This window comes from Eggerthella lenta DSM 2243 (genome assembly GCF_000024265.1).
GTDB classification, from domain to species: domain Bacteria; phylum Actinomycetota; class Coriobacteriia; order Coriobacteriales; family Eggerthellaceae; genus Eggerthella; species Eggerthella lenta.
The window spans coordinates 783,265-807,364 of the sequence record NC_013204.1 but is presented as its reverse complement, the minus strand read 5'-3'; the positions used below and the strand labels follow the sequence as shown (position 1 = coordinate 807,364).

At 64.9% G+C, this 24,100-nt stretch carries 17 protein-coding genes; 4 read left to right on the top strand and 13 right to left on the bottom strand.

Annotated features, from left to right (window positions below; translation table 11 throughout):
- Positions 1-4 precede the first annotated feature (4 nt).
- Complete coding sequence (locus ELEN_RS03175) at positions 5-709, bottom strand: sugar transferase (protein WP_015760069.1); 705 nt, start codon at positions 707-709, stop codon at positions 5-7.
- A gap of 279 nt (positions 710-988) precedes the next feature.
- A complete protein-coding gene (locus tag ELEN_RS03170) occupies positions 989-2,470 on the bottom strand; it encodes a helix-turn-helix transcriptional regulator (protein WP_227110638.1) in 1,482 nt (493 codons plus the stop codon).
- Between the two features lie 282 nt (positions 2,471-2,752).
- On the opposite strand from ELEN_RS03170, the gene ELEN_RS03165 reads away from it, so the two are divergent.
- Positions 2,753-4,552, top strand: a complete 1,800-nt coding sequence (locus ELEN_RS03165; RefSeq protein ID WP_015760067.1) for an FAD-binding protein — start codon at positions 2,753-2,755, stop codon at positions 4,550-4,552.
- An 81-nt stretch (positions 4,553-4,633) separates the two neighbouring features.
- Here ELEN_RS03165 and ELEN_RS03160 read toward each other — a convergent pair whose 3' ends face one another.
- The 5 genes from ELEN_RS03160 to ELEN_RS03140 form a co-directional block, all read right to left on the bottom strand.
- Positions 4,634-5,290: a TetR/AcrR family transcriptional regulator gene (locus ELEN_RS03160; RefSeq protein WP_009609474.1), complete on the bottom strand. Its 657-nt coding sequence runs from the start codon at positions 5,288-5,290 to the stop codon at positions 4,634-4,636.
- Positions 5,291-5,437: 147 nt separating this feature from the next.
- A complete protein-coding gene (locus ELEN_RS03155; RefSeq protein WP_015760066.1) occupies positions 5,438-5,815 on the bottom strand; it encodes a cytochrome c3 family protein in 378 nt (125 codons plus the stop codon).
- A 4-nt stretch (positions 5,816-5,819) separates the two neighbouring features.
- Positions 5,820-7,508: an FAD-dependent oxidoreductase gene (locus tag ELEN_RS03150; protein ID WP_015760065.1), complete on the bottom strand. Its 1,689-nt coding sequence runs from the start codon at positions 7,506-7,508 to the stop codon at positions 5,820-5,822.
- A gap of 208 nt (positions 7,509-7,716) precedes the next feature.
- Positions 7,717-9,054, bottom strand: a complete 1,338-nt coding sequence (locus ELEN_RS03145) for a redoxin domain-containing protein (RefSeq protein ID WP_015760064.1) — start codon at positions 9,052-9,054, stop codon at positions 7,717-7,719.
- Positions 9,055-9,063: 9 nt separating this feature from the next.
- A complete protein-coding gene (locus ELEN_RS03140; protein WP_015760063.1) occupies positions 9,064-9,528 on the bottom strand; it encodes an RrF2 family transcriptional regulator in 465 nt (154 codons plus the stop codon).
- Between the two features lie 307 nt (positions 9,529-9,835).
- On the opposite strand from ELEN_RS03140, the gene ELEN_RS03135 reads away from it, so the two are divergent.
- Positions 9,836-11,134, top strand: a complete 1,299-nt coding sequence (locus tag ELEN_RS03135) for an IS256 family transposase (RefSeq protein ID WP_227101377.1) — start codon at positions 9,836-9,838, stop codon at positions 11,132-11,134.
- 92 nt (positions 11,135-11,226) lie between these two features.
- On the opposite strand, the gene ELEN_RS03130 is transcribed toward ELEN_RS03135, so the two are convergent.
- The 5 genes from ELEN_RS03130 to ELEN_RS03110 all read right to left on the bottom strand — a co-directional run bounded on the left by ELEN_RS03130 (position 11,227) and on the right by ELEN_RS03110 (position 18,598).
- Positions 11,227-12,372, bottom strand: a complete 1,146-nt coding sequence (locus ELEN_RS03130) for a 4Fe-4S binding protein (RefSeq protein WP_015760062.1) — start codon at positions 12,370-12,372, stop codon at positions 11,227-11,229.
- 24 nt (positions 12,373-12,396) lie between these two features.
- Entirely contained in the window at positions 12,397-13,734 is a 1,338-nt protein-coding gene (gene mobB / locus ELEN_RS03125) for a molybdopterin-guanine dinucleotide biosynthesis protein B (protein ID WP_015760061.1), read from the bottom strand.
- A gap of 234 nt (positions 13,735-13,968) precedes the next feature.
- Positions 13,969-14,574 (bottom strand): 4Fe-4S dicluster domain-containing protein, encoded by a 606-nt coding sequence (locus ELEN_RS03120; RefSeq protein ID WP_009305148.1) that lies wholly within the window; start codon positions 14,572-14,574, stop codon positions 13,969-13,971.
- A gap of 24 nt (positions 14,575-14,598) precedes the next feature.
- The gene (locus ELEN_RS03115; RefSeq protein ID WP_015760060.1) at positions 14,599-17,334 is read right to left on the bottom strand and encodes a molybdopterin-dependent oxidoreductase; all 2,736 of its coding nucleotides are present in this window, start codon (positions 17,332-17,334) and stop codon (positions 14,599-14,601) included.
- Positions 17,335-17,359: 25 nt separating this feature from the next.
- A complete protein-coding gene (locus tag ELEN_RS03110) occupies positions 17,360-18,598 on the bottom strand; it encodes a cysteine desulfurase family protein (protein ID WP_114513659.1) in 1,239 nt (412 codons plus the stop codon).
- Between the two features lie 228 nt (positions 18,599-18,826).
- On the opposite strand from ELEN_RS03110, the gene ELEN_RS03105 reads away from it, so the two are divergent.
- Positions 18,827-20,344 carry a helix-turn-helix transcriptional regulator gene (locus tag ELEN_RS03105; RefSeq protein WP_015760058.1) on the top strand — a complete coding sequence of 506 codons (1,518 nt, stop codon included), beginning with the start codon at positions 18,827-18,829 and terminating at the stop codon, positions 20,342-20,344.
- Between the two features lie 79 nt (positions 20,345-20,423).
- Here ELEN_RS03105 and ELEN_RS03100 read toward each other — a convergent pair whose 3' ends face one another.
- Positions 20,424-22,280 (bottom strand): FAD-binding protein, encoded by a 1,857-nt coding sequence (locus tag ELEN_RS03100; RefSeq protein WP_009305152.1) that lies wholly within the window; start codon positions 22,278-22,280, stop codon positions 20,424-20,426.
- A gap of 285 nt (positions 22,281-22,565) precedes the next feature.
- Here ELEN_RS03100 and ELEN_RS03095 point away from each other — a divergent pair, with 285 nt between their 5' ends.
- On the top strand, positions 22,566-23,954 hold the full coding sequence (locus ELEN_RS03095; protein ID WP_015760057.1) for a helix-turn-helix transcriptional regulator: 1,389 nt from the start codon (positions 22,566-22,568) through the stop codon (positions 23,952-23,954).
- Positions 23,955-24,100 lie beyond the last annotated feature (146 nt).

The window sequence follows — 24,100 nt, the reverse complement described above, 5'->3', positions numbered from 1 at the left end:
TCACTCATCTTCCCGTCCTGCCTTTTCCGAACATGATCGAGAACGTCCTCAGGAACACCTTCGCATCTATAGCAAGAGAGGCGTTCCTGACGTAATAAAGCTCCAGTTCCTGGCGGCTGCCGTCGCCGTAGGTCGCATCGTTTCTCGCCTGCACCTGCCACCAGCCGGTGATGCCGGGCTTGACGGAAAGGAGCTCGCCCGCCGCGTCGCCGTAAGCCGCCAGCTCCTCCTCAACGATGGGACGCGGGCCGACAACGCTCATCTGGCCAGCCAGTACGTTCAGGAACTGAGGCAGCTCGTCGAGGGAGGTCCTGCGCAGGAAGCGCCCCACCTTGGTGACGCGAGGATCGTCATCCACCTTGCGCTCGCGCCTCCACCGCTCGAGCTGTTTGGGATCCAAATGCTTCTCAACATCGTCGGAGTCGGCCACCATGGTACGCAGCTTGAAGATGCGTAGCGGCCTTCCTTGATACCCGACGCGCTTTTGGAGGTAGATGGGGGATCCGGGGGACTCCAGGCCGATAGCGACGCAAAGGAGCGCGATCGGGATCAGGCCGACGATCGTGGCGCACAAGCTGAAGGCGATATCGAACACCCGCTTGACGAAGCGGTACCCCAGCCGCCCTTCCGCCGGAGCCGGGACGGGCACCGGGTCCTCGGCCTCCGACACCAGCTCGGGTGCCAGAAACGCCACGTCGGAGGCGGCCATCGGCTCGGAGTCGCTTGCGCTTTCCGCTGACGCCGCACAGGATCCTTCGACTCCGCGCCTGGCGGCGCTCCTCTCAGGACGGCATTCCCCGACCCCTTCGCTTAGGTTTCCATAACCGCGCTTATCGAGCAATGTTGCCGACAACACCTCGATTGGGCGGTTAGCTAACCTCTTGATTCTTACGGGGTCACCATGACCCCGCAAACAACGTACAGGCTTCTTCGCGACGGCGCACAACGCTTGCAGCATGTACCACTATCAGTACAGCGTTACCCCGCACTACTCCCCCGCGCGCTCCACCAGGTCGATCAACTCCTGCTGGGAATGCACATCCAACTTCGCGTAGATATGTTTGACATGGCTCTTCACCGTGTTGCGCGACACCACGTAGTGTTCCATGACGAACTGCCCGTTGCGCCCGCGGGCCAACATGGCGAAGATCTCCGTCTCGCGCTCGGTCAAGCCGTGCTGCGCACCCAGCTCAACGCACCGCTCCTCGATGCTGAGCTGCCGCACCGTCTCGCCAGCGCCGCCAAACCTCACCTCGCCGACTGCCTCGGCAGCAGCAGCCCCAACCGGCCCAGCCTCGCGCTCACCCACGTTCACCACGCCTCGGATCGTGTCGGCGAAACTGAACTTCCTGAATCCCAACCACAGAAACGCGACGAACGCGAACAAAACGACCTCGGCGATGAGCATGGCTGCATCGTCATTCGTACCCACGATATCGTTCGTGGTATGCCCGGCAATCGCGCCCACGTCGGTTCCAACCGCGCTCATGAAACGCACAAGCGCGAACGTCGGCAACAAAGCCAACAGGTTTTGCCGCCCCACTGCCAACACCACAAGCCACACCAGCATGTCAAAGCTGCGCACGCCGATGCGCAAAAGCGCGTTCGCCGAGGGCAGATCCGTCAAAAATGTGAACGGCGCGATGATGAAGCCGGCCACCACCAGCAGCATCGCGAACGAGAACAGCATGTCCTCCTTGCTCTCGCTGCGCGACAGCAGCATCCATGCGGCCACCCCCACCAGCACGACCGCCGAAACATCGACGCTGATAGGAGCATGGGACACTTCGTTGAGCGTGAGTCCGTAACCCGTCGCAACGCTGAACAATCCTACGCATAAAAACAGTGCGTGAGCAGGCCGCAAGAACGATTCCGGATTGGACAGTTCGAGGCTGGCCGGGGACGCTTCGCGCGCGATCGCGTCCAGCTGTCGCCCGCCTCGATGATACAGCATCACGATGATCAGCGCGTACGAGCACGTCGCCTCGACAATGCCCAGCTCGAACGAAACCGGAGGATGCGCCACGCGCACCACTTCGCCCAACGCCATGCCGCACACCACCCCCGCAAGCGCCGCCTTCGACGAACGCAACGACGAGAACGCGGAAACCATCATGATCGACGCCCACGCGGAGGCCGTGTTGTAGAACAGGAAGCCCGCCACCGTCAGCGGACCGTTCGCCATCTGCAGAGCGAACTCCAGCACGAACGCCGCCGTGATCGCACAGCCCAGCGCCACCACGGTTAATAAGCGCCGATCGAGCAGCGAAGGCTTGCGCGTGGCGATCAGAAACAAGATCAAGAACAGAAAGCCCGACGTCATCGTGGAAATCTCCCGAGCGATGCCGTAGTATTCGGCCACGCGAGAATACACGCTCGCGTTCAGAATGCCGCCGACACAGCCCATGATCGCAAAGGCGATCACGCACACCACTATAGCCGCGCTTTCGCCGTGCTTCGAATCGCGCATACGTTCCACCATCGCTTGCAAGGCTCCCTCCCCCTCATCGCTTGCTCCCATTGTAAGCGAAACCTGCGCCATCCGATCACGGCACCCCGCATCCACCACGTTCATCAGCCTTATCGCCCTCAAATCACCCTCGCAGGGGGAGCGCGCCAACTCGCCTTTCGCCAGCCGAAACACCCCCGACGGGGTGGTTTCAAGCCTCGCCGAACGCCGTAGAGTGCACGTCGAGGGAAGCGGCTCCTCATCCGGAGCCGCAAAACAAATCGCACCATTAGGAGGATCATCATGGGAACGAACGTAACGAACGAAGGCGGCATCTCCCGCCGCAGCTTCCTGGGCGGCGTCGCAGGCGTCGGCGCGCTTGCCGCCATGGGCCTGGCCGGCTGCTCGCCCAAGGCCGCGGGTACAACCGGAGCCGAGAGCGCTTCCAGCTCTGCCAGCGCAGCCACGGGCGTGGCCGACAACAACGCGGTGGCCGTGGACGACGGCAGCGCCGCCATCACGGTCGACTGGCTGGGCGCCCCGCCGGAGATCGGCGACATCACCGAGACGAAGGACACCGACCTGCTCATCGTGGGCGCAGGCAACGGCGGCATGATCGCCGGCGCGTACGCATCCGACCAGAAGATGGACTTCATCCTATGCGAGAAGGGCACCGAGGTGGGCGCCACGCGCCACTGGTTCAACGCCGTCGACACCAAGCCCTTCACCGACCAGGGCTACCACACCGACCGCGCCCGCCTGCACGGCGAGTGGGCTCGCTATTCCAGCGGCACGTGCGACCACAACCTCATCAACATGTGGATGAACGAGAGCAACGACATGTTCGAGTACGTCGACAAGTACATGAGCGAAGCCGGCGCCGTGGTCATCGCCGACGAGTTCGAGATGCCGGGCGGCATGGGCGCCACCCCCTTCTACACCCCCTGCGGCGAGCACCACTACGGCAACGCCGAGGGCGGCCGCGACGGCGTCCCCGTGCGCAACGAGCTGTTCGAGAAGGTCATGAACGACAACGGCTACGAGATCTCCTACAAGCACGAGCTGGTGAAGCTGGTCACCGAGGATTCCGGCAAGGTTACCGGCGCCATCTTCAAGACTGACAACGGCTACACGCAGATCAACGCCAAGAAGGGCGTGCTGCTGACCACGGGCGGCTACTCCGCGAACCCCGCCATGCTCTCGTCGCTGTCCCCCATCACCACCGCGTCGGTGACCGCGCTGGGCTACAACCAGAACAACACGGGCGACGGCATCAAGGCGGCGCTGTGGGCAGGCGCGGTGAAAGACATCACCAGCGCCACGATGATCTTCGACCGCGGCCTCGTCGCGCCCGGCACCACCGCGGGCTACACCGAGGAGTCCGTCAAGGCCGGCAATCCGCAGTGGCCGGGCAACGGCCAGTTCAACCCCGGCACGCAGCCCTTCCTCAAGGTGAACCTGCGCGGCGAGCGCTTCGCCCTCGAGTCCGCCGACTACGACTACTTGCCCCATGCGGCCGCGCAGCAGCCCGGCGGCGTGTACATCAGCGTCTGGGACGGCAACTTCGGCGACGACGTGCAGCGCTTCCACACCCTCGGCTGCTCGGCCGGCACCCGCACGGGCGTGCTGGGCGTGAAGAAGGAAGACGGCACGTACGACCTGGACAAGTACTTCGAGAAGGAGCTGGCCGACGGTCGCCTGCAGAAGGCCGACACGCTCGACGAGCTTGCCGACAAGCTTGGCTTCGACGCCGACGCCAAGAAGACGTTCCTCGCCACCTGCGAGCGCTACAACGAGCTGTACGACAACCAGGAAGACGTCGACTTCGGCAAGGAGCCCTACCGCCTCTCCGAGCTGCGCACCCCGCCGTTCTTCGGCGCCACGCTGGGCGGCACGCTGCTCACCACCATCGACGGCGTCCGCATCAACGCCGACTGCCAGGCGCTCAACACCGACTTCGAGCCCATCGAGGGCCTGTACTGCGCCGGCGACTGCTCGGGGTCGCTCTTCAGCGGCAACTACCCCGACCAGATGCACGGCGTCGCCTGCGGCCGCACGATGACCGAGGCCCTGCACGTGGTCAAGCTCGTGGCCGCCAAGTAACGCGTTCCCCTCATAAGCTGCGCGCCCTCCCCTCCCGCGCGCAGCATCCTACCCGCGCCCCGACCTCCCCGGGGCGCGGCATTATTTCGGGGTATGCCACTCGCACGGGTCGGGTGCCGCCAAGCCACGCACACCCATGATGATCATCTCCACGCCGTTCGCGAACGACTCTTCCGAGTACGCCGAATCCACGATGCGCTGCCACACGGGCATGTCGCGCGTCGCGCCACCCGCCGCCTCGTCTGCCAGCCGTCGCTTCTGGGCGGCGATCGCGCTTCCGTTGAACCCGGTGAGAAAGGCGTCCACCATGGCCCACGCCTTCGTGAGCACGGGCTCGGGCATACCCTGGTCGAGATGCAGCGACACGATCTTCTCGGTGTGGGCCGCCAAACCCGCGTAAGAGATGTTCGGATCGAGGTCGATATCGTTCATGTGCGGATGCGCGCAGTACTCCCGATGGATGGAGGTCATCGTGCGCCGCAGCGTGTCGTCCCACCGCTCTCCCGGCACCGGATCGGTGTCGAGCGTTTCCATGAAGCGCGTGAGCACCGCCACCAGCACCTCCTCGCGCGAGGAAAAGTGCGCGTAGAACGCCATGGCCGACACGCCCAGCTCCGCGCCGAGGGCACGCATCGTGAATGCGCCCATGCCGTCGCGATCGATCATGCGATACGCGGTATCCACGATGACGTCCCGGGTCAGCCCGCTCTTCCGCTTCTTTTCGGTTTCCGCATCCACGCCGCGTCCCTCCTGCCAGCACCTCGTTTCGCCCAGCATAGCATGAGCATGCCCGGCCGCGAGCCCTCCCGCCTCCTTCGCATGCGAAAACCAAGAGGAGCCGAAGCGCGCTCGCTCCGGCTCCTCTTCCGAACAGGCCGATCGGCGTTACGCCGCGGGATTATGCGGCCAATCGTGGCAGTGCATGCACTGGTTGTCGGTGATCTCCTTGTCGCGCGCATGGCAGTTCACGCAGGAGTTGTACCCTCCGTGGAGGGAGTCGTGCGGGTTGCTCTGCTCGTAGGACGAAGTGGTCTCGGCCAGCGCCTCGTACGAGCCTCCATGGCAGCTCAAGCACTGCTCGTCGGACACATACGCACCGGTGCCGTCGCCGGCAGCGGTCTGCGTCGTCTTGGCCGACGAGCCGTCCGCATCGGCGCCGGGTTCTGATGTCTGCGACGCACATGCCGCCAACCCCAAGGTCAGGCAAAGGACAAGCGCAACCGTCGACAACGCGCCTACCGTGGATCGTTTGACGTTCAACATGGCTTTACGCTCCTTTCACCGCATGCTCGGCGGCAACGTAGCCGAACGTGACGGCGCGTCCGATGGACGTTCCAGGGATATGACGGGGGTAGTTGCCGGCGAAGAAGTTGCCCGACGCGTTGCCCACGGCGTACAGCCCCTCGATCACCCGGTCGTCGGTATCGAGCACGCGGCACGAACCGTCGATGGTGAGCCCGCCCACCGTGGCGAGCACGCAGCTGTTCGTGGTCAGCGCGAAGAAGCGCGTGCCCGTGAACGGGATGGTTCCCGCCAGGTCGCGTCCGAAGTCCTCGTCCACGCCGGCCTCGAAAAACCCGTTGTACCGCGCGATGGTGTCGGCGAGGCCCTGCGGGTCGACGCCGCAGGCGGCGGCCAGCTCTTCGGGCGTTGATCCCTCGAACAGCCAGCCCTTCTGCTTGAACTCCTCAACCGCGTCCTCCATGCCCTCGAACATGGTATCGTCGAACACCTGCCAGCAGCTCTTCCCGAAGTCGGGCTGGGCGTTCTGCGCGTTCGACACGCTTTGGAAGGGCAGATCCTCGCGCACGAAGCGCTTGCCGTCGCCGTTCACCATGAGGGCGAAGTACACGGCGTTCCACGTGCGCGCGTCGTAGAACGAATCGGGATTGCCCCAGCGGAAGTTCATCACCGGCTGAGGGCACGGATCCATCTGCGCGCCTGCTTTGATGCCCATGAGATGCCCGTCGCCCGTGGTGCCCCAACCGGGGTTCCACCAACTCGACGAGGCATAATCCTCCGGACGCGTCCACGCTTCCATGAGCTCAGGGTTCGCATCGTAGCCGCCCGTGGCCAGGATCACGCCTTTTCCGGCGTTGATCTGCACGTACTCGTCGCCGCTCTTGGCGATGACGCCGCCCACGCGTCCCGAACCGTCGCGCACCAGCTGCACGCCCGGCGTGCTGAAGCGCAGGTCGAGGTTGTCGTAGGCCTTCGCCACCTCTTGCATCTCGAGGCACACGTAGATGCCCGAATAGCCGGAGCGCACTCCGGCGTCGGGCGGCAGCGAGGGGCTGTCGTAGAAGCCCAGCTCCGTGTCGATGAGCGGGGTCAGCGCCGGCATGCCGCAGGTGGAGGGAGCCTGCTCCACCTTCGAGATGACGAAGCCGTTCTGTCCCTTGTCGAGTTCGGCCTGCCAGAAATCGGTAGCCTCGCCCGAACGGTCGACGTAGGTGCGTATGGGTTCGGGGCGCACGCGCCAGTACGCGCTGCGGTACATCTCGTCCAACAGCGCCACCTTGTCGATCTCGGTGCCCTCCTGGCACTTCGCCCCCACGGCGCCGAAGCACTCGAAGCAGCCGCGGCCCTTCGTCATCTTCTCGATGCAGATGACTTTCGCGCCCTCTTCGGCTGCCTTGAGGCTGGCCATGAGCCCGGCGATACCCGCGCCCACCACCACGATGTCGCAATCCTCGGTCGAAGCGATGTCGCTCGCGGCGATGTCGCGGTCTTCGAAGCCGACCGGCCCGCGCGGCCCCGGGCATACCGCCTTCTTCACCGGCACAAGCGCCGTCTCGCACGCAAGCTGCCGATACGCGTCCACCGATTCGGCGACGGGCGCATCGTCGGCGAAGGCGATGCCCGTCGCGCCCAGCGTCCCCAGCGTACCAGCAGAAAGGCCCGCCAAGCCGATCCCCTTCAGGAACGAGCGACGCGATACGTCGTACTCTCCCATAGTCCCTCCTTGTTCGTTTTTCTTTACAACGTAAAGTGAATGGTAACGTGTTTTATTTACGTTGTAAAGTAAGAGCTTGCGAATACGCCGCGTCGAGCAGCAGAGCGCGAAAAGGGATCCCGCAGGATCCCTTTTACGAACAGATGTTTCACGTGAAACATCCGCGTTACGGAGGCGCCGCGCGAAGCGGCGGGCGGGCGGCGTAGCGCTACTTCCTCACACCGGACATGGTTTGCTCGACGATGCTGTCCATCATGTCGGGGGTCAGCATGCCGCTGATATAGCCGAAGATGTTGCCGTCCTTGTCGATCATGAACGTCGTGGGGAACGACAAGATGCGATAGCCGCTGAACATCTCGCCCGTCGTGTCCATGAGCACGGGATACGTAATGCCCCGCTCGTCGATGAACGCCTTCACGTCGGCTTCGGACACGTCGCTGTTGTTGGGACGGCTGTCGGTTTTAGGATTCGCCACGCCCAGCACCACGAGGTCGCCCTCGTTCTCGCCACGATCCCGGTACAGCTTCTCGATGTCGGGGATCTCGCGCTGGCACGGCCCGCACCAGGTGGCCCAGAAGTTGAGGAACACCGTCTTGCCGCGGTACTCGTCCAGCGAGTGCTCTTCGCCGTTCTGGTCGACCAGCTTGAGGTCGGCCAGCGGCGCCGCCTGCGCATCGGCCTTGCTCGCAGCGCCATCGCCCGAGCCGGCGTCCTTGCCCGCATCGGAAGCATCGGACGAACCGCCGTTCGCCCCGTCGCCCTTCGCCTCATCCGCGCCCTGGTCGGCCGGCTGCTCCTGCGCAGCGGGCGCGCCGCCGAACGACGACAGATAGCTGGTCACGCCGTTCATCCACCCGGTCACGGTCATCACGCCCATGACGATGAGCAGCGCGCCGCCCACCTTCACCGTATACTTCACCACGTTGCCGTGCGTACGGAAAAAGCGCAGCACCTCGCCCGTGAACAGACCCACCGCCAAAAACGGCAGCACGAAGCCGATCGTGTACACGGCCACCAGCCCGAAGCCTGCCGCGGCCGAAGCGCTCGACGACGCCATCAGCAGCACGCTGGCCAGCACCGGACCCACGCACGGCGTCCACGCGAAGCTGAACGTGAAGCCCAGCACCAGCGCCACCAGCGGGTTCATCGCGAACCGATTCAGCCGAAACGGCAGACGACGCTCCTTCTCCACCGCCTTCGTCTTGCCGAACGCACCCAGCATGTACAGGCCGAACGCCGCCATGACGACGCCGGCGACGATCGAGAACACGCGCTGGTTGCCGGTGAAGAACTGGCCGAGCGCCGTGAACCCGAAGCCCAGCAAAAAGAACGCGAAGCTCACGCCCACGACGAAGAACAGCGTGTTCACGAACACCTTCTTACGCGGGTACTCGACGGTCCCGTCATCGTTCGCAACGCCTGCGCCGCCTGCCAGATAGCCCACGTACAGCGGAATCAGAGGCAGCACGCACGGCGAGAAGAAGCTCAGCAGGCCTTGCACGAACACGGTGAGCACGGGAATGCTCGTTTCGAGGGAGAAGCCCATGATCTCCTCCTAGCCCTCTGCGCCGGACGATGCCGGCCGACCATCGAAAGGCACGACGCCGTCGGAGCCGAATATGCGGTCGTCGATGTCGGCGATCGATATCTGCGCAAGCCGTTCACGGCAACGCTCGTCTAAATCGAGGAATATGTCGTCCATGACGCCCGCCATACCGGATGCCACAAGGCATTTCATGTCCATATCGCCGCTATGCCAACCGGATTGCACAAATCTGATGTTGAGCGCATCGGCCACCATGTGCAGGTCGACCGCCGAAGCGTCCCCTGCAAAACGGTAGCCGCCCACGTTGCCTTCGCGCGTGGTCACGAACCCGGCGCGCTTGAGCGGAGCCATCACCTTGCGCACACGCGCCGCGTTCGTACAGATATTCTTGGCCAAAGCCTCGCTGGAAACGATGTCCGCCTTATGGTTCAGATACACCAGCGCGTGCACCGCAACAATGAAATCGCTGTTCATGATGCTGCTCCGTCTACGACAAATCAACTGTTTCACTTCTTTATACAGTAACTTTTGTACAAAAGAAAGATACAGTTGAGAAATCGAGCCGAAAAACCCGTAGAGAGCAGGCGAGGGCGAATCATCGGCCCGAAAACACGCTTCCGAGCCGAATTCCGTGTCTTTGGGCCGATGATGGGTAGCGTCCCGAAAGTTGGTGTATCAATCCGTTTCTGGAGGGCGGGCGAAGCCTGCCCGAGAAAAACGGACATCGTCTAGAATCGTCAATCACCACAAAAGACAGATTCGAAGGAAGGCGATGCCCGCTATGGACACTCTACTATTCAACGACCCCGAAGTGAAGGGGCTCGCGTTCGCGATCCTCGAGGAATGCACCGACCTGCAGGCCTTCGGGCGCAGGATGCTCGAGCTCCTGGCGAACGCCGCGATGTCGGCGAAGGCCGACGAGGCGTGCAACGCCCCCTACGGGGAGCGCGACGAGGGGCGCGTCAACTCGCGCAACGGCTACCGGGAGCGGGGGCTCTCGACCGCCGCGGGCGACGTCACCCTCAAGATTCCGAAGCTGCGCCGAGGCTCGTTCTTCCCCGAGGACCTGATCGAGCGCTACTGCAGGGTGGACCGGGCGCTCGTCGCGGCGGTGGCCGAGATGTACGTCATGGGGATATCGACGCGCAAGGTGGAGGCCGTCGCGGGCGAGCTCGGCGTGAGGTCGATGTCGAAGTCGCAGGTGTCGCGCCTGTGCGAGTGCCTGGACGCCGAGGTGGACGCGTTCAGGAGGCAGCGCTTCGACGGGGTGCGCTTCGCCTACCTGTGGCTCGACGCCACCTACGTGAAGTGCCGCGTGGAGGGGCGCTCGGCGTCCCAGGCCGTCGTGACCGCGATCGGGCTCGACGACACGGGCCACAAGCGCTTCGTCGGCGTGGACTGCGTGGACACGGAGAGCCACGCCGGGTGGAAGGCGTTCCTCTCCGGCCTGAGGGCGCGCGGCGTCGACGGCGTGCGCCTCGTCGTCTCGGACGCCCACGAAGGGCTCGCGAAGGCGATAGCCGAGACGTTCCAAGGAGCGGCCTGGCAGCGCTGCGTCACGCACCTCATGCGCAACGTGGCGGGCCGCATCCACAGGAAGGACGACCAGAGAAAGGCGCGCGAGGCCATGAAGGCCGTCTTCGCGCAGAAGAGCCCCGTCCTCGTGCGGGCGTGCTACCAAGAGGCGACCGAGGAGGTGCTGAAGATCTCGAGGGCGGCCGGAAACGTGCTCTTGGAGGCCGAGGAGGCGGCGCTCGCCTACCTGGCGTTCCCGGCCACGCACCGCACCAAGATCCGCACCAACAACGTCCAGGAGAGGGCCAACCGCGAGATCAAGCGCAGGACGCGCGTCGTGCAGGGGTTCCCCTCGCGCGAGTCGCTCATCCGCCTGGTGGGAGCGGCGCTCATCGAGGCCGACGAGGAGTGGTCGGCGCGCTGCGTCATCTCCAGGCCCTCGCTCGCGCACGCCTGGAAGGCCCAGGAGCGCGAGGCCCCCGGCGAGGCCGAGGTGCTCGCCGCCCGCGAGGCGGCGCGCAAGATCATAGGGAGCGCCATTGACCCGAAGGAGGACGAAGGCTAAGATTCACCTCGCAAGGGTGCCGGCGATTCTCCGGCGATGGCCCTGATACACCACGATTCGGGACGCGGCCCGATGATGAGCCCTTCCGACCGCTATCGCCTCAAGCTCGACAATATTCCGGGCCGCGCGGGCGGGTTCGGCAGATGGATCAGCCGCGGTTCGAAGTCGAACAGCTCCTCGGTGGACACCGTCGAGTTCACCGTCAGGCAGCTCTTCAAGCACGCGTCGGCGCACAGGTTGCACTGCACGCAGTCGGCCGCCGAGAACTCCAGGAAGCTGCCCTCCCCCTCCGCAGGCACCAGCTCGCTTTTGCGCAGCGCGCCCGTCGGGCAGAACACCGTGCACATGTTGCACGAGCTGCACGCCTGCGTGTCGATGGATACCGAGCCGAACAGCCGCGTGTCGATCTCGGGAACCGTCGGCGCGCCCAACCGGTCCATCGCGTCCAGCACCAGCATGCGTCGCTGCGGGTTGAACTGCGGCAGCGTGCCAGCGTTGGACATGCGCAGCCGCTCGCGCAGCGACGGCGCAGCGTTGTCGTTCTTGAACACCATCACCTCGGCCGTCTTGCCCGCGGCGTCCTTCGCCCGCGTGCGAGCGCTGGTGAAGAAGCCGCGGCGCGACTCGCCCAGCAGCGTGCGCTTGTCTTCGAGCAGCACCTCGTCGGGAAACGCCGACGCGCGCCGCACGCGGACGTCCGAGCCCTGCGCAGCCATGAGCTCGTTCGCCGAAGCCACCGTGGCGTCGATACCCGGCACGTTCGAGCGGAACTTGCACGTGGCGCACGTGCCGTCCACCAGCACGATATCCTCCACGCCGCGCGCCGCAAGACCCAGCAGCACGCTTTCCTCCATGCGCGCGAGGCAGGGCACTTCGGCGTACTTCGCCGGGTCGGCCAGGCGCTTCGACGCTATGCGCGCGCATGCGAACACGGCCTTCCCGCCGGTCGCCGCCACGGCGGACGCCACGCTGGAGGCGAGGTCCTCGTCCAGCGGGCGCAACGGGATGAGCGCCTCCACCGGGCATACCGTGGTGCAGGCGCCGCACGCCACGCATCCCTCGCCGTCAAGCTCCAACACGTTGTTGGCCGCGAACACCGAGCCCGTCGGACAGGCGTCCGCGCATTTTGCGCACGACGCATGGCGGTTGCGCACCACCACGCAGCGATCGCTCGCCAGGTACACGGCCTTCGACTCCAGCGCCTCGGCCACTTCCACGATGTCTACCAGGTTCGGCATGCCAATTCCTCGTCTCGTCTTCCGCTACTTCTCGAGAAACGTCTCCTCGATGGCGCGCAGCTCCTCGGGCGTGTTCGCGTTGATGAAGCAGCCGCCCATGGGCTCGGCCTCCAGCACGCGCTCCTGCGGGAACTCGCACACCTCTACGTCCGCGAAGAACCCTTGAGCGCGCTTCTCGCCGCGGTCGAGCGCGGCGCTCACGGCCGGCAGGCAGCCCGCGCGGCGGTACATCGCATGGAACGGCTCGAACCCGTGCTTGTTCACCGGCACCACCACGTCGGCGCCCGTCTCGTTCATGGCCAGCGCCTCGGCCACCACGAGCGACGGGGAAGCGAACACCATGTCGCAGGCAACCACGGCCACATACGGGTTGCGCGCAGCCTCCAGCGCCGTGTACAGACCCGGCAGCGCCCCGCGCACGTTGAACGCGTCGCGCACCAGCTGGATGCGATACTGCGGGAACTCAGCGTGCAGGAAGTCCAGGCGCTCCGGCTCGTTCGTGGTGATCACGAGGTCGTCGGCAACCGGGCCCAGACGCTCCACCAGCCGGCAGATCAGCGGGCGGCCCGCGAACGGCACGGTCGCCTTGCTCTGCCCCATGCGCCTGCTCTCGCCGCCCGCCTGGATGACCACGGTCACGCGCGGCCGCACGAAACGCTGCTCCACGAAGTCGGCGAGGCCAGCAATGTCGTCGAGCGCGAACGCCGGCACGTGGTACAGCTCGGCGGCATGGCGCGCCTCCTCGATGTCGGTGACGACGGCCACCGTGTCCGACGTCGGCAGCTTGTTCGATATGTCGGCGTAGTCGGGATGCTGCGTCTTGAAATGGTCTCCTGAAGCCCTCTCGACCCGCTGCGCGGCACGGCTCAGCTCCTCGCGCGCCGCATCGTCGTCGGCCGGAGGCACGGTGCCGCGGGTGAACTGGGTGAAGTCGGTGCCCAACGGCCAGCCGCAGCGCGCGCCCTCGGCGAACACGTCGGCCACCCGCGCGTCGGCGTCGTTGCCCGAGCGCATGATCTCGATGGTGGGCAGCCCGCTTTTGCGGTACCCCTCCACCACCACGATGTCGTGGCCGGGCATGCTGCGCACGATGTCCGAGCACTCGATCTCGCCCTCCACGGACTTGATGCGGGCGATCTGCCCGGGCGCGGCGATCACCGTCTCGCGCGCGCCAGCGGCGCGGTGGCGGTACGAATCCTTCCCGGGATAGTCGATGTCGAAACCCACGTGGCTGTGATGCTTCACGCTGCCCACGTCGCGCCCGCGTCGCACCAGCTCGGCGATAAGCTGCTCAATGAGCGTCGTCTTGCCTGAATTATGCCGCCCGACGATAGCCAGGGCGGGGCTCGGTATGTTGACCATGCGCTCCCCCGTTCGTTCGGCGCACAGTATAGCACGAAGCGCCGCCCGCACCGGGAAGGAGAGGCAGGACGCACGCAGAAGCGCCAGGTCGATAAAACGCTGCGCAGAGCCGCGCCGATCCCGCAATCGTTGTTTTTAGCAACACAACGAAACCGTTTGCGTTGCATAACGAAACATGCCGGAAGCCGCGCCAAAAGGCGCGGCTTCCAAGGGAGGGAGGGAAACGCGAAACGCTTACGCAGTGATCGTCGGCAGGTAGAACACACGGGGCTCCGTGCCCTCTTCGGGCAGGTACGCCTCGCCGCCGCGCTCGGCCACGAGCTTCTTCATCTCGTCGAGGTCGCCGAACAAGCGCGCCTCCGCCATGCACGCCTTCACGCATACGGGATCGGGCTTTCCGTCGCCGGAATGCTCGATGCAGAAGTCGCACTTGTCCACCGTCATCTTCGGCATGTTCTCATAGGCGACGCTCTCGTATTCGTTCAACTCGGAGCCGAAATAGCCATCCTCGCTCTGAACGAGGTAACGCGCGCCGTAAGGGCAAGCCTCCATGCAGCTCTTGCAGCCGATGCACTTCTCCTTGTCGATGACCACGATGCCGTCCTCGTCGCGGATGGTGGTGGCGCCCTGCGGGCACACCGCCACGCACGGCGGGTTCTCGCACATCATGCACAGCATGGGGCGGATGGTGCGCACCGCGTTCGGATAGGAGCCTTCGGTGCCGCGGTCCACGCGCGAGCGAGTCACCGTCGGGGGCGTGCCGTTCGCGCCCTTGCACGCCACCGAGCATCCGTGGCAGCCAACGCATTTCTCAAGGTCGATAACGAACCCATAGGCCATGAAACTCATCCTCCTTTCCGGGGATTAGGAAATCTTCTCGAGCTTGCAGCGCACGCACTGGTCCACGCCGGATCCGACGTACTCCATGCGCTTCGGATCGCCTGCGGGCACCAAGTGGTTCACCGCCGTGCCCTTCGTCTTGCCGATGGGCTGGTAGTCGGATTTCGCGTTCAGATGGCCGCCCACCGACGCCACGCATTCGGGATGCACGAACTCGGTGAGCACGGCCACGCCTTCCACCACATCGCCGTCGCGGTTCGACAGGCGCACCTTGTCACCCGATTTGATGCCCTTGGCGGCACCGGTCGCCGCGTTGATCTCCAAGAAGTACGTGGTATCGTCCAGCTCGTTGATCTCGTTGATCCAGGCGTTCTCCACCTGCCAGGTATCGGTGTTGATGGCGTTCGTCCAGTACACGGGGAACAGGTCGAAGCCTTCCTCCTCCACCTCGTGGTCGAGGCACGGCATGAATTCGGGCAGCGGGATGTAATCGTCCGTCTCCCAGTAGATGCCCAGCTTGTCAACCTCGGCCTCGATCTTCTCCTTCGCTTCAAGCATGAAGTCGAAGTACAGCGGGATGCGCCCTTCCATGCCCGCCGCGAACACGTACACCTCGTCGGCCTTGCGCTCGCGCGTCAGCACGCCGTTCTCGCGGAACCAGTCGATGCCGCGATCCTTGCCCGCCAACGACTTGAGCGCGGCGTCGCACACGCGCTCAGCCGTGATCTGCTCCTTGCCGTCAAGCTTGTACTCGTCGGCAAGCTTGTAGTAGTCGTTGAGCGCTGCAGAGTACTCGGCGGTCTTGCCTGCCTTCGCCGCGAGCGCGCCGAACGTGTCCAGCGCCGACGGGCAGTTGTCCTTGGCCTCAACGATGGGCATGCGACCGGCAACGATATAGGGCACCTCGGGCAGGCCGGGCACGCGGTGGTTGTTGAACGACAACGGCAGCGGGTCAAAGCGCTCGAGGTAGCACGGCTCGGGGATGATGAGGTCGTAGTAGTAGGAGGAATCGTTCAGATAGATGTCCATGCCGAAGATCCAGTCGAACGATTCCAGCACCTTGGCCTGGTAGTCGTGGTTGCACCAGTTCTTCAGCGGGTTCGACGCCATGCAGAACGCCACCTCGGACGGCTCGGTGCCGTACACCTCCGGCTGCACCTGGGCGATGTAGCCGAAATGCTGATCCATCGTGAGGGGCTGCAGCTCCTCCATCGCCTCGGACGTGGGCGTGTAGCTGGCCTCGCGGATATGCTTGTAATGCGAGCCGTTCGACGGCCAGCCGTGCGCCATGTTGAGGTCCTCGATGAGGCCGTCCTCTTCCCAAATGGTGAACTCCCAGGCGTGATCCTTGTCGCCCTCGTAGAACCCGTACTTGTTACGCGTGTAGAAGCCCAGGTAGCCGCCGCGCGAGAACGTCGAGCCCACGAGCGTGTTCAGCTGCAGGATGGCCCAGTGCGTGATGAAGCCATGCTTGTGCCGCGCAATGCCAGAGAACGTGTCCACGGCCACGGGGCGGTAGGGCACCGTGAGCCCGTCCACCTCGACGGTCTGGCCGATACAGGCCGCTTCGCCGAACTCCTTGGCCAGGCGGCGCGTGGTGTCGGCAGGGATCGTCGTGACCTCTTCAGCGTATTCGGGCGTGTACTTCGCGACGGAGTCCTTGAAGATGCTGAACGCCGTGCGCACCGGAATGCCGTCCACCTCGAAATCGCCTTCGAGCGCGGGCTCTTTGACTTCGTCGTAGGGCTTTGCCGTGTTGTCGGACAGATCCCAGTACAGCGCCTTGTTGCCCTTCGACGCGTCGCGCACGATGCGCTGCGTGGCCGGATCAACCAGCGACGGCCCGTTCGTGCGCGCGGCAAGGAACTCCTTGTCGTATAGGTCGTACTCGTTCACCAGCAGGTTCGCCATGGCGAGCGCCACCGCGGCATCGGTTCCGGGGCGAATGGGCACCCACTCGTCGGCCTTCTCGGCCGCGCCCGACATATGCGGGTCGAAGTTCACCAGCTTGCAGCCGTTCGCGCGCGCGTCGGCGAACACCTTCGCCGTGATGCTGGTGCCATGACGCGTGGCCACGCCCGCTTGCGTGCCGAACTGCATGAGGTACTTGCAGTGCGCGTAGTCGGGAAGCGCGTTGCCGCAACCGGTCAGCAGAGCCGAAATGGGATGCGTGGGCGCTCCGCAGATATCGGCCTTGAACGGGATAGGAATGTTGCCGTTGCTGCCCAGCCAGTTCATGGAGTCGATCCACGAGATGATGCTCGTGATCAGCGCGAACACGATGACGGGCTTGTTCTTCTGCTTCTGCTCGTCCAGCTTCTCCAAGATGAGATCGTACGCCTCATCCCAGCTGATCTCCTCCCACCCCGGGTCGATGCCGACGCCCTTCTTCGGGTTCGTGCGCTTCATGGGCTTCGTGATGCGGTTCTCGTCGTAGAGCTGCATGATGCCCGCCGTGCCCTTGCCGCACAGATGGCCCCAGCCGGCAGGACTGCGGTCGTCGCCCTTGATCTCCACAAGCTTTCCGTCCACCACATGGCCCAGGATGCTGCAAGCGTTGAAGCACATGTTGCATTGCGAGGGCAGCCACACGCCCTCGTCCTCGGCCGGCGCCGCGGCGTCCGACGCCTTGCCGTCCCCCTGCGGGGCGCACCCGACGAGCGCGCCGGTCGCGCCTATAGCGGCTGCCGCCGCACCCCCCTTGACGAAGCTGCGGCGGGTGATGCCGCCCGGTGCAGCGATATTGGAGCGGTTCTCCATTGGTTTCCTCCTCCTCGTACGATGACTATGCAGAACGTGCAACCTGATCGGCGGGCACCACCTCCTCGAGTTCTTCCAGGAACCGATCGACCTCGGCAACCGTGGTTCGGTCGCTGAAGCTGAGGCGATAGGTGCACCGAGTGAGCGAGGCGGGCACGCCCGCCAGCTGCAATGCCAGCGGATGCTTCTCGCGCCAGGTGCCGGGAGGCACCGTGGTGTGGTTGGAGCTGCACGCCATGGATGCCGAGAGAAACACGCCCGCGTCGCTCAGATCCGCAAGCACCGCGCGGTTGTCGGTGCCCGGCAGCGAGAAGTTCACGATGAAGGGAGACCCGCCGTCGCGCGAGTTCACGATGACGTCGGCGTAGCGGTGGCGCAGCGCGCCGACCACATGCGCGCGCAAGGTCGAAGCGCGCTCGAATGCTGCCGCTTGCTCGGCATGCGCGATGCGCGCGGCCTCGGCGAAGCCGGCGATAAGGGGCAGCGCCTCGGTGCCCGAACGCAGCCCGCGCTCCTGTCCGCCGCCGAACGCCGTGGTGAACAGCCGGGTGCCGCGCCGCACGTACAACGCGCCGACGCCCTTCGGACCGCCCACCTTGTGCGCGCAGAACGACAGCAGGTCGGCGTCCAGCTCGTGCACGTCGAGGGGCAGCTTCCCGAACGCCTGCACCGCATCGGTGTGCACGAGCGGCCCGCGCGTTTTTCTCGCGCAGCCGACGGCGCGGCAACGCCGGACGACGTCTTCGATCGGGAAGCGGTACCCCAATTCGCTCTGCACGCTCATCACCGTGGCCAACACTACGTCGGGAACCTCGTCCAATATGCGATCAAGTCCGGAAAGATCGAGCTCGCCGTCGCGAGCGTCCAAGTAAAACACCGTCCAGCCGTCGCGCTTGAGGCCGCGCACCGTTTTCGTGACCGAAGGGTGTTCGAGCGCGGACGTGACCACCGCCCCCGCACGGCCATGATCGCGAGCGTACGCAGAGCACGATCCCGTGATGGCGAGGTTGTTCGCCTCCGTGCCGCCCGAGGTGAAATAGATCTCGTCGGGAAACGCGCCCACCGCCTCAGCCACGACCGCGCGGCTCTCGTCGAGCAACGCCCTTGCTGCACGCCCTTTCGCATGCTGGGACGACGGATTTCCGTACGCATCGCGCATGACGGCGGAAACCGCCTCGATCACGCGCGGATGCATAGGCGCGGTCGCCGCGTTGTCCAAATAAACTTCAGCGCCTCCATGCGCTGAGCTCTCATCTGCATGCATACGTTCCATAACTTCCCCCGTCCCCTGGCGGCCGCCGTTTCGCGCGGCCGGCCTCCCCGTTGGCTCTGGTCGAAATCTAGCAGCCCTTACACCCGTTTCACCGCGACGGAACGGGGGCAACCCGAAAATACCCCTGTCAGGGGGATACGTTTTGCGGGGATCGCCCCCTGCGCTTGCAGCCTTTCCCCGGCAAACCCGATACAATAGAGAACGGGGGAAGGGGGAAGCATGGGAAAGTTCGGCTTTGCTGCGCTGGGCAAGCGCATCAAGCTCTCCGTGTTCAGCTTCGACGTCCAGCCGACCATCGCGTTAGGTTTCGCGCTGCACTGGACGTGGGTTTGGGTAACGTTTTGGAGCTCGACCTTCTACTCCATCTCGCCCGCGCCAGGGCCGGCCACGGTAGGCGTGCCCCTCGAACCGCTCTGGCTGCTTTCGCTTTTAACGAACGTGCTAGGCTACGGCGCCCTGTTCGTCATGAGCCGCAAGCGGCCGGTATTCGGACGCAGCTCGGCCGTCCCCCTCGTAGCCGGAGCCCTTACGCTTATGGGGACGCTGCTCGTTTCGTATCCGTCGGCCGCTTCGTTCAACGAAGCGAGCTCGTTCGCCTACTTGTTCGGAGCGCTGATCACCGGAGTCGGAAGCGCCGTCGAGGTGATCCTCTGGGGCGAGCTTCTCACCATACTCGGCGCACGCCAGACCATCGTGTACAGCATGCTGGCAACCGTCATCGGCAGCGCGTTCTACCTGCTGCTGTCGTTTCTGCCCGATCAGGTTGCGCGCTTTCTGACGGTAGGACTTCCCGCTGCGGAAATGTGGCTGTTCACGCGCAAGCAGAGCATCGTGCGGACCGCGCGCCAGCCCTCCGACGAAGTCGCCGGTCCCGACGCGCCCCCATCCGGCCGCAAGCCCCGCCTCACCACGACGCGCAAGGCGCTGCTGGAGATCGCGGGCATATCGCTGTTCTTCGGCCTTTCATACGGACTCATGAAAGGCTTCTTCGCGCTGAGCAGCGACAACCTTATCACCGTGCGAGACTACCTCAACATCGTGGCGCTCATCCTGGGGGCTACCGCCATCCTCGTCACCACCAGCGTGTTCCGAATGGATTTCCGGCACATGACTTACCAGGTCGCCTTGCCGCTCATGGCGGCGGGCTTCATCTTCTTCTCGCTCACTTATCCGCTCGACCTCATCGGGTTCGCGCTGCATCAGATGGGCTACCAGTACTTCTACATCATCATCTGGGCGCTATGGGCGCTGCTGGCGCGCAAGCTGGACAAGCCGGTGGCCCGTTTCGCATCGTTGTCGATGATGATGCTCATGGCCGGCCAGCTGGCCGGCTCTATTGCAGGCGCCCAGCTCGTGCTGCTTGCCGACGACCCCTACACGATGGCCGTCGTGGCCGCATGCTCGGTGTTCGTGATCCTGCTCGTGTCGCTGTTCGCCTTCGAAAGCCCTTTCCCCGAATCGGGATGGAGCATGTTCGATCCGCTTGGCCAGGATGGACCAGCCCCGCGGTTCAGGCGCTCGCTCAAGAAGCTGGCCGAGATGAGAGGACTGTCGCCGCGCGAGACCGAGGTGCTCGAACTGCTGGCGAAAGGACGCAACTGCAGCTTCATCAGCACCCAGCTGGTCATCTCGGAGGAAACGGCGAAAACCCACATCAAGCGTATCTACCGCAAGTTCGGCGTGCACTCCCAGCAGGCGCTCCTCGACATGATCGAGCTCGACGGCGACTGCCACTGAACCCCCGCACGCAAACACGCCGGAAGCCGCGCCAAAAGGCGCGGCTTCCGAGGGAGGGAGGGTATGGCAGGTTGAAGAGCTACGCGGTTGCGGCGTGCTTGCCGGCCACGCGGCCGCTGGTCATAGCGTTGCCCATGTTGTTGCCGGCCGAGGGGCAGTTGTAGGCGTTGCCGTAGCGCTCGCCCATCGTGTTGCCCACGGCATACAGACCCTTGATCACCTCGTTCTTCGAAGCGGTCAGCACCTGGTAATCGCCGTTCACGCACAAGCCCGCCAGGGTGTTCAGGCCGGGGCCGTACAGCTTGTTCGTGCCCTGCGTGGCAACGAAGAACGGACCTTCGTCGATGGGGATCAGCAGGTTCTCCGGCTTGCCGAAGTCGGTGTCCTTGCCTGCGGCGCACAGCTCGTTGTAGCGCTCGACGCTGGCCTTGGCGTTCTCGAGCGCCTCGCCTTCGAGACCGGCGTTCTTCAGCGCGTCTTCGAGCGTGGCTCCCACGAATATCTCGTTCACGAACGGGCTCGTGCGGTTCGCGATCTCCAAACCGCGCACTTCCACCGTGCCGGCAGCGGGATCCGCCGCCGCCATCTGCGCCTGGAACTCCTCAATGCCCTCGGGGAAGCCCCAGTTGGGAGCGCCGTGATCGAGGCCGCCCGCCTGGATGTAGCTCATGTACTTGCTGTCCATGATGGCGAAGTTGCCCACCATCTTGGCCTCCGGGTTGATAGGCTGGCGGCACGACTGCGCCAGCACGAGGCCCGCGAACGATTCGTTCATGAAGCGCTGGCCGTTGCAGTTCATCCACAGACACGGCGTGGAGCCCCAAGGGCCGAACGAGATGGAGGGCGCGTCGCCCGCAACCGGGCGGGGATGGCTCTCGATGGCGCCGCCCGCCCAGCACCCGATCTTATGACCGGATCCGTCGCAGTCGGTCATGCCCATGAGCTCGGCGCGGTCCACGCCGTGGCGCTCGGCGTTCTCGGCGCATTCGGAGCACAGCTCCCACACCATGTCGGTGTTGCCACCGAAGTCGCCCGTGGCCAGGATGACGCCCTTGGCCGCCTCGAACTTCACGTAGTTACCGTCGGCGTCCTCGGCGATGATGCCCTTAACAGCGCCGTCGGCATCCTGCACGCAGCGCGCCGCGGTCTGCCCGCAGAACCATTCGGCGCCCAGATCCTCGGCCGCGTCGCGGCAGTATTCCTCGATTTCGGACAGGCGCGAGATGCCCGTCTTCTGCTTCTTGCCCACGGGCTGCTCGTTCTTCGTGCCCACCGTCTGCACCGTGGACGCCCACATCTTGTAGCCCGAAACCTCCACGGGGTAATCGGCACCGCTGGGCTTGTCGTAGGCGATCTGCACGATGCACTGGCCGCCCTCGTAGTCGAACACGTCCGACGTGTCGGGGATCAGCGAGGCCAGGTTGTCCATCATCTCGCCGGAGTTGTACACGAACGAGCGGATGACTTCGGTGTTGCAGCGGCCGTTGGCGCGGCGCACGTACTCGTTGACGATCTCGTCGAGGTCGTACGGGCCGAAGCCCCACGCCTCCAGCATCTTGGAGTTGTACGAGCAGATGTCGTCGCCGCGGTAAACGATCTCGCCGTCGTTGTGCTTCTCGATGACGGCGACCTTCGCGCCCTCCTGCGCCGCCGCAAGCGCCGCCTGCGTGCCGGCATGGCCGCCGCCCACCACCACGACGTCGAAGCTCTTCGTCTCTTTGATGTCGGCGTCGGCGATCTCGGGCGCGCTTCCCAGCCAATCCTCGTCGCACATGTAATAGGTCGGACGCGCGACCGCCGCGTCGGCGGACGACGCGTCGCCGTTCTTAGCCGACGCGGACGACGCCTGCGGCGCGCATCCGGTCAGCCCGGCCATCGCGCCGAGGACGCCGGCGCTGGCGGCGCCCACCAAGAAGTTCCTGCGAGAAAGTTCCATGTTCCCCATCTCCTTTGCGTTGTGCTTCGTACCCTGCGACCCCATCTTTGCCCGAACCGACGCACGCTTCCATCCGAAAAAACGTTGATTTGCGTTTCCGCAGATGGCGAATGCTTCTCAACGATTTTACGTAGACGCCTCAACGTCGATTGTTTACGCAGGTGAGACGCGCGAATGCTATAATGCGACGCACGGCGAGGGAAGGAGGCGGCTATCGAGACGCAACGCGAAACAACGGGCAAGCTCGAACGCGGGCGAGCGGGCGAAGGGCTCTCCTTGCCTGCGATGACAGCGCTCATCGTTGGCGTCGCCTGCCTGTTCTCCACGCTGCTCATCTATTCGGGAACGGTCATCTCGTTTCTGCGCTTCGAGCATACGTTGCTGTTCGTGGGCACCTTCGCCGAAACCACCCTGTTGGCGGCCACGCTGTTCGGCGCGCTGTTCCTCGGCTTGTCGCTGGCGGGAAAGCGCCTGCCGTCCATGCTGCTGGGCGCCGGGGGCGGCATGCTGTACCTGTGCTGCGCGCTCGCGTTCGCGTACTTCTCCTGGTTCGGCAGCTTGGGTACGGCGCTGCTCATCGCGCTTGCCGTGGCCGCCGCCCTCGGCGACGTGTGCTTGGCGCTCACGTGGGGGCGCATCTGCGCGCGTTTCAAAATCAAGCGCGCGCTCGTCGCCGTTTCCCTTGCCAGCATGCTGTCGGCCGGGATCTGCTTTCTGTACGCCGTGCTGCCCCTGCCGGGCGTGACGGTGCTGTTCGTGCTCAGCTCCATCGCGGCCGTCATCGTCCCTCTCGCGTTCTCGGGAACGGCGGACAGCACCGAGCAGACCGCCCCCGAACGCGCCGAGGGCCGCACGACGGGCGCCACCCTGGCCTCGCTGGCCGACGTGGTCGTCGCGCCCGGGCTGGGGCTGCTCGTGTTCGCGTTCGCGATGGCCGTCATGCGCACCGCGTTCAACGAGAGCCAGAACGCCTACCTGGCCGCGCTCGCGCTCGATGCCGCGACGCTGCTGGCGTACACGACCCTTCGCAAAAAGCGCTTCGCGCTGCGAGGCGGCATGCACCAGACGTTCCTGCCGCTCATGGCCATGGTGCTGCTGGCGGCCACCAGCATCTCGGCATCGGTGGGCAGCGGGTCGGGACTCGTGTCGTTTCTGACCTACGCGCTGTACGCGCTGGCGGCCATCCTCACGCTGGCCACGCTATGCGCCATCGCGAACGCGGGCGAGTTCTCGGCCGACCTCGTGTTCTCCACCGCCGTGCTGCTGTTCTGCGCAGCCTCGTTCGCCGGCCAGAGCTTCGCGAGCGTGCTCGACGACGACCTCGTCCATGTGGCGGTGACGGTCACCACCACGCTGTACGCGTTCGTCATGGTGCTCTCGTCGTACATGCGCCGCACCCGCGATGCGCACGACGAACAGCGCGCCGCCGAGCACGCCGAGGACGAGGCGACGCCCGCAAGCTCGCCCGACCGCTGCGCCCAGCTGGCGGACGCGCACAACCTCACGGCGCGCGAGCAGGAAATCCTCGCCTACCTCGCCGAAGGCCACAGCGGCGCCTACATCTCCGACGTGCTGTTCATCTCGCCGAACACGGTGCGCACCCACATCCACAACATCTATCGCAAGCTCGACGTCTCCTCGCGCGAGGACATCCTGCGCCTGACGAAGGGTTGATCTCGGTCACACCAAGCCGAATACGAGCTCGTCGGCATCGTCGCCCCAGCTCAGTTCCCCGCTCGTTGCTCGCCGAAAATATATGTTGTGATTTCGTGAAGAGGGGTGGTATAATAATCCGTGCATTTACAGAGGCTTTGATGCTT